Origin of the sequence: Actinomadura sp. DC4 (assembly GCF_030406325.1) — a bacterium.
In the GTDB taxonomy this organism is placed as follows: Bacteria; Actinomycetota; Actinomycetes; order Streptosporangiales; family Streptosporangiaceae; genus Actinoallomurus.
In genome coordinates, this window is sequence record NZ_JAUEQY010000034.1 from 1 (window position 1) to 11,579 (window position 11,579).

Here is an 11,579-nt window from a genome sequence, read left to right on the forward strand (position 1 = left end):
GCGGCGGCGGCCGCCACCTGTGGCGTACCCCCACCAGCTATCGCGCCCGCGCGCGCGTGGACGCGGGGACCCACCGGCTCGCGGCTTTCATCTATCCGTACTCGGGCGGGGACCACTCATAGACTACGGATAAATACTAAAAACCGCTTTATACACTGGGGGTATTTTTCATTTCACACGGTTGGGGGGTGCCCCGCGGGGGGCACACGCCCCACTTCCCGCGATCCCCGCGCCATGGCCACCCGAGTCGAGGTGGCTCAGCCGTATCAGAACAGGCGAAAGGAAAATGTCGTGACCGTACACGCGATTCGCGGGGCCACCCAGGCCGAGGCGAACTCACGGGAGGCCATTCTGGAGGCGACGACCGAGCTCGTCGCCGAGGTGATGGCGCGCAACGCCCTCACGACCGACGACGTGATCAGCGTGGTCTTCACCGCGACACCCGACCTGGACGCCGAGTTCCCCGCGGTCGCGGCGCGCAAGGTCGGGTTCGACGAGGTCCCCTTACTGTGCGCGGGCGAGCTCGGGGTGCCGGGAGCGCTGCCGCGGATCGTCCGGCTGATGGCGCACGTCGACATCGACCGGCCGCGTTCCACGATCCGGCACGTGTACCTGCGTGGCGCGACCGCCCTGCGACTCGACATCGCGCAGTGAGAACCTCGACCCCGCATCCCGATCACGACGAACCGGGAGGCCGGGCGCTGCCGTCCGCGATCCTGGTCCGGCGTGTCGTCGTCATCGGCGCCGGGCTGATCGGCACCTCGATCGCGCTGGCGATGTCGGCCCGCGGCACCACGGTGTGGCTCACCGACCGGGACCCGGCGACGGCGGAGCTCGCCGCCGGCCTCGGCGCCGGAAAGGTCCTCGACGACTCCGCCGATCACCCCGCCGACCTGGCGATACTGGCCGTACCACCGGCGGCGGTGGCCACGACCCTGCGGGACGCGCAAAAGTGCGGTCTCGCCCGGATCTACACCGACGTGGCGAGCGTCAAGGCGGGGCCGCTGGCCGAGGCCGCCCGGCTCGGATGCGACATGTCGGTCTTCGTCGGAGGTCATCCGATGGGCGGGCGCGAACGCTCCGGGCCGGCGGCCGCGCGCGCCGATCTCTTCCTCGGCCGCCCGTGGGCGCTGTGCCCCTCCGACCAGTGCGACGCGAGTGCCATCGGTGTGGTGTCCGCCCTGGTCAGAGGGTGTGGCGCCCGGCCTCTCATCGTCGACGCCGCCGCACACGACCAGGCCGTGGCGCTGGTCTCGCACGCCCCCCACGTCGTGTCGTCGGCGATGGCGGCCCGATTCGGGGACGCCCCCGAGAGCGTCCTCGGCCTGGTGGGACAGGGCGTACGGGACGTGACCCGCATCGCGGCCGGCGACCCGCAACTGTGGCTGGGAATCCTGGCGGCCAACGCCGGGCCCGTCGCCGAGGTGCTGGAGGACGTGTCACACGACCTCGCCCTCACCGCGTCGGCGCTGCGCGAGCGGTCCATCGGGGAGACGGCGGGGGCCGTCGACGTCTGCGCGGACGTGACCGATCTTCTTCTGCGGGGGGAAAAGGGGCGCGCCCGGATCACCGGGCAGGCGCGCTGAGCCTTTCGGGATGACGGGGGTTTTCCAGGGCATTCGCTGTCCCGCCGGCGGGACGGACTTCATCGCGCCGCGGCGGCGTACGTTGTTTCGGTCGCATTCCGTTCTCTGCGCGGATCACATTCACGAGCGAAGGCGCATCGGCTTTCGATTGTCCTTTTCCCGCTCAGGCGAGAAGATGCCTGAGCCGCCGAGATATCGGGACGAATTTTCAATTCCCCGTACGCGGCACTCACGCATTCGCCGGCGGACGGCGGGCGAACCCCCACGGAAACGACAGGAGACCCCATGGTTGTGATCATGGCCCCCGAGGCCACCGAGTCGGACGTCGAGGTCATCGTCGAGATGGTCCAGGGGGTGGGAGGCAAGGCCTTCGTCAGCCGCGGTGTGTCACGGACCATCGTGGGACTGGTCGGCGACGTCGAGGAGTTCGGCGCCCTCAACCTGCGGAGCCGGCCGGGCGTCCTGGACGTCGTGCGGATCTCGGTTCCGTACAAGCTCATCAGCAGGGAGCATCACAGCGCCCGGTCGGTGATCGAGGTGGGCGGGGTCCCCATCGGCCCCGACCACCTGACGGTGATCGCGGGCCCCTGCGCGGTCGAGACTCCGGAGCAGACGCTGACCGCGGCCCGGATGGCCAGGGCGGCGGGCGCCTCGCTGTTACGCGGCGGGGCCTTCAAGCCGCGGACGTCCCCGTACGCCTATCAGGGTCTGGGCGAGGCCGGCCTGAAGATCCTCGCCGACGTGCGCGCCGAGACGGGGCTGCCGGTGGTGACCGAGGTGATCGACCCGGCGCACGTCGACATGGTCGCCTCCTACGCCGACATGCTCCAGGTCGGCACGCGCAACATGCAGAACTTCGCGCTGCTGCAGGCCGTGGGCGCGGCGACCAAGCCGGTCCTGCTCAAGCGCGGCATGAGCTCCACCATCCAGGAATGGCTGATGGCCGCGGAGTACATCGCCCAGCGCGGCAACCTCGACATCGTCCTGTGCGAGCGCGGCATCCGCACGTTCGAGACCGCGACGCGCAACACGCTCGACATCAGCGCCGTCCCGGTCGCGCAGCGGCTGTCGCACCTGCCGGTCATCGTCGACCCCTCGCACTCGGGCGGCCGGCGTGAACTCGTCCTCCCGCTGACCAGGGCGGCGATCGCCGCCGGCGCCGACGGCCTCATCATCGACATCCACCCCGAGCCCAAGATGGCGCTGTGCGACGGCGACCAGGCGCTGGTCGACTCTGACCTGGCCGAGATCGCGAGGATCGGCGCCGAGCTCTCCGCCCTGATGGGCCGCGTCCTCACTCCGGCGCCGGACGCCTCGCCGGCACGCGTGCCGAGCGCGCTCTGACCCTGCGGACGCCGAGCGGCGTGGGGGCGTACGAGCATCCCGGATGGCAGGCGGCTGCGCGCCATCCGGGATGCGCTCGCCCGCGGCGGCCGTCCGGCGTCCGGCGGCTGAACCGGCCGTCATGTCCTGGCGGGTGGACCGTCGGCCGTCCCCCTCATCCAAAGCCGGGCCGGGTGCGGCGCCACGCGACTGAGCCGCGGCGGCGGCCTCGGGAAGGGAAAGTCCTAGCAGTACCCGGAGAAGGCGTCTCAACAGGGGCACGAGGGCTCTCCTGCGCGGCGACCGGGTATCCGTACGCCCGTCGCGGCCGGTCCCGGAGCCGTGGCTCGGGTCGCGCTGCGCGGTCGCTGTCGCTGTCGCCGACGGGCCTGTCACCCGGCCGACAGTAGAAGCTGCCCGGTATCACCGGCGTAACAACCGGCGTTACGGTGCCGTTATCGGGGATCGGGCATGGTGGGGCGCGAGGGTCTGCCCACGTGCGCTCCTCGAACTCGAATCGCCTGTTCGGAGGGCATCGCCGATGAGAGTCCTGATCGTCGAGGACCACACCAAGCTCGCCGAGACCGTCGCGGCGGGGTTACGCCGCGAGGGCATGGCCGTGGACATCTCGTTCGACGGGCTTGACGCCCTGGACCATGCCGGCACCAACCGTTATGACGTCATAGTCCTCGATCGGGACCTGCCGGGGATGCACGGAGATGACGTGTGCCGGTCCCTGGTGTCGAGCGACTGCGAAGGCCGGATCCTGATGCTGACGGCGGCCGGCACCATCGAGGACCGGGTCGAGGGCCTGTGCCAGGGTGCCGACGACTACCTCTCCAAGCCCTTCGCGTTCGCCGAGCTCGTCGCGCGAATCCGCGCGCTCGCCCGGCGTTCGCAGCCGGCGCTGCCGCCCACCCTGGTGCACGGCGACATCCGCCTCGACTCCGCGCGGCGGGTCGCCACCAGGGCGGGGGAGCGACTCACGCTGAGCCCGAAGGAGTTCGCCGTCCTCGAACTTCTTCTCGGGGCGCGGGGCGCGGTCGTGTCGGCCGAGGAGCTCCTCGAACGCGTCTGGGACGAGATGGCCGATCCCTTCACCAACGCCGTCAAGATGACCGTCAGCCGGCTCCGCGCCAAGCTCGGGGACCCGCCGGTGATCGAGACCGTCGCTCAGGCCGGCTACCGCATCTAGGCTTCCGCGACAACGGCGGCCGGATTTGGCCGTTCGCCCATTCTTTGCTGCCTGTACTAGGCGCATTGTCGTTACGTGTGAAGCGCCGTATGGTCGGGTGTTTCGTTCACCGGAACGTGTATCCCTTAAGTGTTCCCGCGTGAACAGACGCGTGATCAAAAGCGGGAAAGGCCGAGTCCGGCCTGAATTGCCGGGGATCTATTGTGTCGGCTGGAAGGGCCGTCGTAGCATCAAGCCGATGCACGGGGGCCGGTGGGCGAAAGATCGCTGACCAGGCATTGTTGGCGTAGGTTAGGACTGCCCTTTACGGGGTTATTTCTCGTCACGAATCAGGGGCGGCTTCGTCCGTCGCGCCTGTTTCTGATCTCCAACAGACCTGATGACCTGCTCCACGCTGTCCAATCAAGGTGAGGTCAGATCGTGAGGAGTTGGACTTGAAATCGGCACCAGACCAGGTCGATCTTCAACCGGTGGTAGAAGTCGACATCGGCCTACTGTCAGTCGGCTGTTCGCCGAGGATCGCGGGGGAGAATCTCGAGCACGTGGAAACGCTCGCGGCGGCGCAGTCTCCTCTTCCTCCGATCATCGTTCACCGGCTGACGATGCGCGTCATCGACGGCATGCACCGGCTGCGGGCCGCCAAGCTGCGCGGTCAGCAGCGAATTCCCGTCAGATTCTTCGACGGCACCGAGGCCGAGGCCTTCATTCTGGCGGTCAAGTCGAATATCGCGCACGGCCTGCCACTGACGCTGGCGGACCGCAAGCGCGCCGCGGAACGCATCATCTCCCTGCATCCGCAGTGGTCGGACCGCATGATCGCCGCGGTCGCGGGCCTGGCGGCCGGGACGGTCGTCGAGATCCGCAGGAAGACCGGCGCCGGTTCGGCGCAGGAGGTCGCCAGGATCGGCAAGGACGGCCGCGTCCGGCCGATCAACGGCGCCGAGGGCCGCCGGCTGGCCTACGAACTCATCGTCGAGGATCCCAGTCTCTCCTTACGCCAGATCGCCCGTACGGCCGGGATATCCCCGGAGACGGCGCGGGACGTGAGAAACCGGCTTCGCCGGGGCGAGGATCCCCTTTTGAAAGGACGCCGAAAAGCACTCCTCGGCCACGGGAGGCCCGCTAATTGGCAACCCGCGACGGTCAAGAGCATCGCGACCGGTAAAACGATCGCGCAACCGCCGGCGGTGGTCGTCGAGCGCCTGAAGGCCGATCCGGCGCTCCGTTTCAACGAGAGCGGCCGCGATCTGCTGCGGCTGCTCAATATTCACACCATCAGGGCAGAGGACTGGAACAAGATCGTCGATAGCGTTCCGTCCCACTGCCGGGGAATCGTCGCCCAGCTCGCGCGCGACTGTGCGGAGGTGTGGGCGGAACTCGCGCTGCGCATCGAGACCAATTCGCAGCAGGCGACGAGCTGAATCGGCGTCGCCGGATCTTTTCGTACGGGCGCCCGGCAGAGCGTCGGCGCACCATGCCCTGGAGGGTAGGAGACGGTGGAGATTCATTCGGTCGACCACATCGAGTTATACGTCGAGGACGCCGAGAAGGCGTCGAACGAGCTGTGTGAGTCGTTCGGCTTCACGGTGCACGGGCGGGGCGGTCCGGACACGGGCCTGGAAGGCCGTACGTCGGTCCTCCTGCGTCAGCACGACATCGCGCTTGTCGTCACCTCGGCGATCGGCGACGGTCACCGCGCCGCGGAATACGTACGGCGGCACGGCGACGGCATCGCGGTGGTCGGCCTCAGCGTCGACGACGCGTGCGCGGCGTTCGCCGAGGCGGTGGCCCGCGGCGCCGTGCCCACCGCCGAGCCGGAGGCCTTCGGCGAGGTGGTGTTCGCCTCGGTCGAGGGGTTCGGTGACGTCGAGCACCGGTTCACCTCCCGGCCGGCCGGGGCGCCGTTCGCTCCCGGGATCATCGAGCAGGTCGCGGGCGCCTCGTCCGCGGGGCTCCTGAAGAGCGTGGACCACCTCGCGGTGTGCGTTCCGGCGGGGGAGCTGGGCGAGACCGTGCGGCGGTACCGGGAGATCTTCGACTTCGACCAGACCTTCGAGGAGCGGATCATCGTCGGTTCGCAGGCGATGGACTCCAAGGTCGTGCAGAGCGCGTCGGGGAAGGTCACCCTGACCATCATCGAGCCGGACACCACGCGGGCGCGTGGTCAGATCGATGAGTTCGTCGGCTCCCACGGCGGCGCCGGCGTCCAGCACATCGCGTTCCTCACCGAGGACATCACCGTCGCGGTGCGGGCCGGCACGGGCAACGGGGTCCGGTTCCTCACCACACCGCCCAGCTACTACGAGGACCTGCCGTCGCGGCTCGGTTCGGTCGGCTTCCCCGTCGAGACGCTGCAGGAGCTGAACATCCTCGCGGACCGTGACCACTCCGGGGTGATGCTGCAGATCTTCACCGAGTCACGGCACGCCCGCCGCACCCTGTTCTACGAGCTGATCGACCGCCGTGGCGCACGGACCTTCGGAAGCAACAACATCAAGGCCTTGTACGAGGCCGTCGAACGCCAGCAGGCCGCCGACCGCGCCGGCCTCACCTGACAGGAAGGCAAGAGCACATGAGCACGGAGAACCGTGAAGAGTTCGACGTCGTCGTCGTGGGTGGCGGGCCGGGCGGCTCCACACTCGCCACCTTGGTGGCCATGCAAGGTCACCGGGTCCTGATCTTAGAGAAGGAATCGTTCCCCCGGTACCAGATCGGGGAGTCGCTGCTGCCCTCCACCATCCACGGCGTGTGCCGGATGACCGGCGTCGCCGACGACCTCGCCAAGGCGGGCTTCACCCTGAAGCGAGGCGGCACGCTGCGGTGGGGCGCCAAACCGGAACCGTGGACGTTCGCGTTCTCGGTCTCCCCGAAGATGGCCGGATCCACCTCCTTCGCCTACCAGGTCGAACGCTCCAAGTTCGACAAGATCCTCCTCGACAACGCCGTCCGCAAGGGCGTCGAGGTACGGGAGCAGTGCAACGTCCTGGACGTCATCGACGGCCCGGACCGGGTCGAGGGTGTCGCCTACGCCGACGCCGACAGCGTCGAACACCGGGTGTTCGCGAAGTTCGTGGTGGACGCCTCGGGTAACAAGAGCCGCATCTACAAGCGCGTCGGCGGCACTCGGGAGTACTCCGACTTCTTCCGCAGCCTCGCCCTGTTCGGCTACTTCGAGGGCGGCAAGCGGCTGCCGGAGCCGAACTCGGGGAACATCCTGTCGGCGGCGTTCGGGAACGGCTGGTTCTGGTACATCCCGCTCAGCCCGACCCTGACCAGCGTCGGCGCCGTCGTCCGCCGCGACATGGCCGGCCTCATCCAGGGCGACCAGGAGAAGGCACTGCGGAACCTGATCGACGAGTGCCCGATCGTCAAGGACATGCTCGCCGACGCCACCCGTGTCACCACGGGGCAGTACGGGCAGCTGCGGGTGCGCAAGGACTACTCCTACCACCACACGACGTTCTGGCGGCCCGGCCTCGTCCTCATCGGCGACGCGGCCTGCTTCGTCGACCCCGTCTTCTCCTCGGGCGTCCACCTGGCCACCTACAGCGCCCTGCTGGCGGCCCGGTCCATCAACAGCATCATCGCCGGCAGCGTGGGGGAGGCCGCGGCCTTCGACGAGTTCGAGGCCCGCTACCGCCGCGAGTACGGCGTCTTCTATGAGTTCCTCATGTCCTTCTACGACATGCACGTGGACGAGAGCTCCTACTTCTGGTCCGCGAAGAAGGTCACCCAGAACCGCCACTCGGAGCTGGAGTCGTTCGTGGAGCTGGTCGGCGGCATGACCTCCACCGACTTCGCCCTCGAGGACGCCGAGTCCGCCGCGCTGCGCTTCAAGACCCGGTCGGCGGAGTTCGCCGACGCCATCGACGAGCTCACCGCCGACGAGGAGGGGAGCATGGTGCCCCTCTTCCGGTCCTCGGTCGTACGGCAGGCGATGTCCGAAGGCGCCCAGGTCCAGAGCCGGGCCCTGCTGGGCGAGGACCTGGGGCCGGACGTCCCGATCTTCCCGGGCGGCCTGGTGACGTCGGACGACGGGATGTTCTGGCGGGTTCCCGAGCAGATGTGACACCTGGCGGTACGAGCATCACCTGGCCGTCCCCGCCCGCTCATCGGTGAGCGGGCGGAGACGGCTCACCGCCGCCGTCCGGACCGTCTCCCGAGCGCCCACCCCGCGCCGGCGAGACACCCCCCCCGCAGGGACCGGACGGCGGCGGCGACGCCATGCCCGGCGCGTACGGTCAGACTCAGAGGGAGCCCGAGGGCGGGCGGCCCACCGGGGTTTCTCAGGTCCGGGAACCGCCGGGTTCCGGCGCCGGAGTCAGGCGCTGGTCCTCCAGCCGGAGCTCCTCTTCCGCGGTGTACTCCACGCGGCGCATCGCCAGGCGCAGGATCGGCGGCGCCATCAAGGACGTCACGACCGCGACCAGGACGATGATCGTGTACGTGCCGGTGTCCAGGACGCCGAGCCGCAGGCCGACCATCGCCACGATCACCTGGATCACGCCGCGGGCGTTCATGCCCGCGCCCAGCGCCAGGGCCTCCCAGCGGTTGAGGCGGCTCAGCAGCGCGCCGACGTAAGCCCCGGCGAACTTGCCGGCGATCGCGGTCAGCAGCACCAGCACCGCCGCGAGGAGCACCACCGGCCTGCCCAGGGCCCTCAGGTCGATCCTCAGGCCGGCCGTCGCGAAGAAGACCGGGGCCAGGACGGTCAGCACGAGCGTTCGCAGCGCCGAGACGCGCGGGCGCTGGAAGCCGGGGCTGGAGCCGATGAGGATTCCGCAGATGAAGGCGCCGAACACCGCCTCGAGGTGGAGCGCCTGCGTCGCGGCCCCGGCCAGCAGGATCATCACGACGCACGCCGCGACCGTCCGCTCCGCGGAGTCCCCGCACAACCGCAGGACCCAGCGGACGACGTGCCGGCCGAACACGATCGCGGCCAGGACGACGAGCGTGAGGGAGATCAGGGCCGTGGCGGCCTGTCCGGCCGGGGCGCCGCCGATGGCCATCGCCGAGACGACGGAGAGCATGAACCACCCGAAGGCGTCGTCGATCATGCCCGCCGCGAGCGTGAGCTGACCGACGTTGCGGTGGATGAGGTCCATGTCCATCAGCGTCTTCGCGATGACCGGGATGGCGCTGACGCACATGGCGACGCCGAGGAAGAGCGCGAACACCAGCGTCCTCCCCGGCACGTCCAGCATCCGGTCGAGCACATAGGCCAGGGCGACCCCCGGCAGGAACGGCACGATGACGCCGGCCACCCCGACCCGTACCGCGGTAAGGCTGCGGCGGCGGATCAGGGCGAGGTCGATCCCGATCCCCGTGAGCCCGACGAGCAGCAGGACGCCGAGCTGTCCCACGCCGTCCAGGAGATGCATCTGTTCGGCCTGTCTCGGGAACAGCCACCCGGAGGCGTCCGGCGCGGTCCAGCCGAACAGGGACGGCCCGAGGATCACCCCGGCGAGGAGTTCGCCCACGACGGCGGGCATCTTGCACCGCGCCGCCAGGCGTCCCAGGAACGTCGCGGTGAGGAGGAGGACGCCGACCTGGAGAAGGAAGACGAGGAGCTCGTGTTCTGGGATCGGTGGTACAGGAGATGAGTGCATCGATGTACTCCGAGGCCATTAAGTCCTAGCTCCGGTCACGGGACATGATCAGTACCCCCGGTCGGATTTGAACCGACAACCTAACCCTTTTAAAGGGTTCGCCTCTACCATTGGGCTACGGGGGCGGTCGAATCATAACCACGCCTCGTCCGGCGTCTCGACTGTCCAATCGGTGAAAACACAGAGACCCTGGTGATGGCCGTCCCACCTGGAGAATTGGTCACCTGCCATTACTCTGAACGGACGGCAATAATTCCGGTGAACGGTTCCGGAGATCGGAGGTCGGCGATGGCAGCCGCCGGTGACACGCGCGGAGGCGACGCCCTCACGCTCGACGACTACGCACGCCTCGCCAGGGAACGGCTGGACCCCGGTGTCTGGGACTTCCTGGAGGGCGGGGCCGGCGAGGAGCGCACCCTCGCGGCGAACGTGGCGGCCTTCGACCGCGTCCGCATCCGGCCGTCCGTCCTGCGCGGCGTGGGCCGGCCGGAGACCGGGACGAAGATCCTCGGCCGTACGTGGGACGTGCCGGTGGCGATCGCCCCGATCGCGTACCACACGCTGGCGCACCCGGACGGCGAGCTCGCCACGGCACGGGGCACGGCGGCCGTGGCGAGGGTTCCGCTGGTGGTCAGCACCTTCGCCGGATGCTCGCTGGAACGGCTGGCCGCCGCCGGCGGGATACCGCTGTGGCTGCAGGTCTACTGCTTCCGCGACCGCTCGACCACCCGGGGCCTCATCGAGCGCGCCGAGAGCGCGGGCCTCGAGGCGCTGGTCGTCACGGTCGACGCCCCGCATCTGGGCCGGCGGCTGAGGGACATCCGGAACGACTTCCGGCTGCCGCCCGGAATCGTCCCGGCCAACCTCGCCGGCGACGACTTCTCCGCGCCCGCCGCGCACGCCCGTACCGCGTTCGACCCCGAACTCGACTGGTCGGTCGTGGAGTGGCTGCGGTCGGTCAGCTCGCTGCCGGTCCTGCTGAAGGGCATCCTCACCGCCGAGGACGCGGCGCGCGCGGTCGACGCCGGGGTCGACGGCATCGTGGTCTCCAACCACGGGGGCCGCCAGCTCGACGGCGTCCCGGCGACGCTCGAGGTGCTCCCGGAGATCGCCGCGGCCGTGGCCGGACGCGTCACGGTCCTGCTCGACGGGGGGATACGGCGCGGCCGCGACGTGCTGGCCGCCCTGGCGCTCGGCGCCGATGCCGCGCTCCTCGGACGGCCCGTGCTGCACGGCCTCGCGGTCGGCGGCGACGAGGGCGTGGCCCGGGTGATGAGGATCCTCATCGACGAGCTGACCGACGCGATGGCGCTCTCCGGCGTCCGCGCGACCGCCGACGCCGGGCCCGCGCTGATACGCCTCTAGAAAAGCGGAACTCCGGTACGGATAATTGCTTCTACCGTGCCTGGAAAGAGTCGTCCAACTGCGAAATCTGATCAGTTGGACGCGATTATGGACGGCTGGATCAGGCGGGTTGCCCAGCTGTCATCGCATCGGTTAGCTTGCAGAGGATTTCCTGCCGAATGGTGCGACGAACAAGAGAGGCGCGGTCATGACCAACCCCTTCGAAGACGAAACCGCAAGCTATTTCGTGCTCATCAATGACGAGGGGCAGCATTCGCTCTGGCCGGCCTTCGCCGACATTCCGAACGGCTGGACCGTCGTGCACGGCGAGGACACGCGCAAGGCCTGCCTCGACTTCATTGAGACGAACTGGACGGACATGCGTCCCAAGAGCCTCATCGAAGAGATGAAGCAGTACGAGAACGCCGAATAGAGCGTCCGGCGGGCGCACATCTGGCGACGGCGGATCCCCGTGCCCGGGGTTTCGCCGTCACGCCTGGGAGAGGCCACCCCACACCACTA

Annotated in this window: 10 protein-coding genes and 1 tRNA gene; 9 read left to right on the forward strand and 2 right to left on the reverse strand. The window is 69.1% G+C overall.

Annotated features, from left to right (window positions below):
* The first annotated feature begins 291 nt into the window (after positions 1 to 291).
* From aroH to QWU11_RS39085, 7 genes are all read left to right on the forward strand, one after another.
* Complete coding sequence (gene aroH, locus QWU11_RS39055) at positions 292 to 654, forward strand: chorismate mutase (protein WP_290119591.1); 363 nt, start codon at positions 292 to 294, stop codon at positions 652 to 654.
* On the forward strand, positions 651 to 1,586 hold the full coding sequence (locus QWU11_RS39060; protein WP_354670936.1) for a prephenate dehydrogenase: 936 nt from the start codon (positions 651 to 653) through the stop codon (positions 1,584 to 1,586). Before aroH ends, QWU11_RS39060 begins: the two co-directional genes overlap by 4 nt.
* Before the next feature lie 285 nt (positions 1,587 to 1,871).
* Positions 1,872 to 2,930, forward strand: coding sequence for a 3-deoxy-7-phosphoheptulonate synthase (aroF, locus tag QWU11_RS39065; protein WP_290119592.1), 1,059 nt, complete (start codon positions 1,872 to 1,874; stop codon positions 2,928 to 2,930).
* Between the two features lie 520 nt (positions 2,931 to 3,450).
* On the forward strand, positions 3,451 to 4,104 hold the full coding sequence (locus QWU11_RS39070) for a response regulator transcription factor (protein WP_290119593.1): 654 nt from the start codon (positions 3,451 to 3,453) through the stop codon (positions 4,102 to 4,104).
* 434 nt (positions 4,105 to 4,538) lie between these two features.
* Positions 4,539 to 5,525: a ParB N-terminal domain-containing protein gene (locus tag QWU11_RS39075; protein ID WP_290119594.1), complete on the forward strand. Its 987-nt coding sequence runs from the start codon at positions 4,539 to 4,541 to the stop codon at positions 5,523 to 5,525.
* Positions 5,526 to 5,600: 75 nt separating this feature from the next.
* Entirely contained in the window at positions 5,601 to 6,659 is a 1,059-nt protein-coding gene (gene hppD / locus QWU11_RS39080; RefSeq protein WP_290119595.1) for a 4-hydroxyphenylpyruvate dioxygenase, read from the forward strand.
* Positions 6,660 to 6,676: 17 nt separating this feature from the next.
* The gene (locus QWU11_RS39085; RefSeq protein WP_290119596.1) at positions 6,677 to 8,173 is read left to right on the forward strand and encodes a tryptophan 7-halogenase; all 1,497 of its coding nucleotides are present in this window, start codon (positions 6,677 to 6,679) and stop codon (positions 8,171 to 8,173) included.
* A 217-nt stretch (positions 8,174 to 8,390) separates the two neighbouring features.
* On the opposite strand, the gene QWU11_RS39090 is transcribed toward QWU11_RS39085, so the two are convergent.
* Together QWU11_RS39090 and QWU11_RS39095 are read right to left on the reverse strand one after the other, a co-directional pair.
* The gene (locus QWU11_RS39090) at positions 8,391 to 9,713 is read right to left on the reverse strand and encodes a cation:proton antiporter (RefSeq protein WP_290119597.1); all 1,323 of its coding nucleotides are present in this window, start codon (positions 9,711 to 9,713) and stop codon (positions 8,391 to 8,393) included.
* Between the two features lie 52 nt (positions 9,714 to 9,765).
* Positions 9,766 to 9,838, reverse strand: a tRNA-Leu gene (locus tag QWU11_RS39095).
* A gap of 163 nt (positions 9,839 to 10,001) precedes the next feature.
* Here QWU11_RS39095 and QWU11_RS39100 point away from each other — a divergent pair.
* Complete coding sequence (locus tag QWU11_RS39100) at positions 10,002 to 11,078, forward strand: alpha-hydroxy acid oxidase (protein WP_290119598.1); 1,077 nt, start codon at positions 10,002 to 10,004, stop codon at positions 11,076 to 11,078.
* A gap of 187 nt (positions 11,079 to 11,265) precedes the next feature.
* Positions 11,266 to 11,490 (forward strand): MbtH family protein, encoded by a 225-nt coding sequence (locus QWU11_RS39105; protein WP_290119599.1) that lies wholly within the window; start codon positions 11,266 to 11,268, stop codon positions 11,488 to 11,490.
* The last annotated feature ends 89 nt before the right edge of the window (positions 11,491 to 11,579 follow it).

Bases quoted from the DNA above. Each gene is read 5' to 3' on its own strand.
- aroF (WP_290119592.1), top strand. From the start codon at position 1,872: ATGGTTGTGATCATGGCCCCCGAGGCCACCGAGTCGGACGTCGAGGTC.
- QWU11_RS39070 (WP_290119593.1), top strand. From the start codon at position 3,451: ATGAGAGTCCTGATCGTCGAGGACCACACCAAGCTCGCCGAGACCGTC.
- QWU11_RS39085 (WP_290119596.1), top strand. From the start codon at position 6,677: ATGAGCACGGAGAACCGTGAAGAGTTCGACGTCGTCGTCGTGGGTGGC.
- QWU11_RS39090 (WP_290119597.1), bottom strand. From the start codon at position 9,713: ATGCACTCATCTCCTGTACCACCGATCCCAGAACACGAGCTCCTCGTC.
- QWU11_RS39100 (WP_290119598.1), top strand. From the start codon at position 10,002: ATGGCAGCCGCCGGTGACACGCGCGGAGGCGACGCCCTCACGCTCGAC.
- QWU11_RS39105 (WP_290119599.1), top strand. From the start codon at position 11,266: ATGACCAACCCCTTCGAAGACGAAACCGCAAGCTATTTCGTGCTCATC.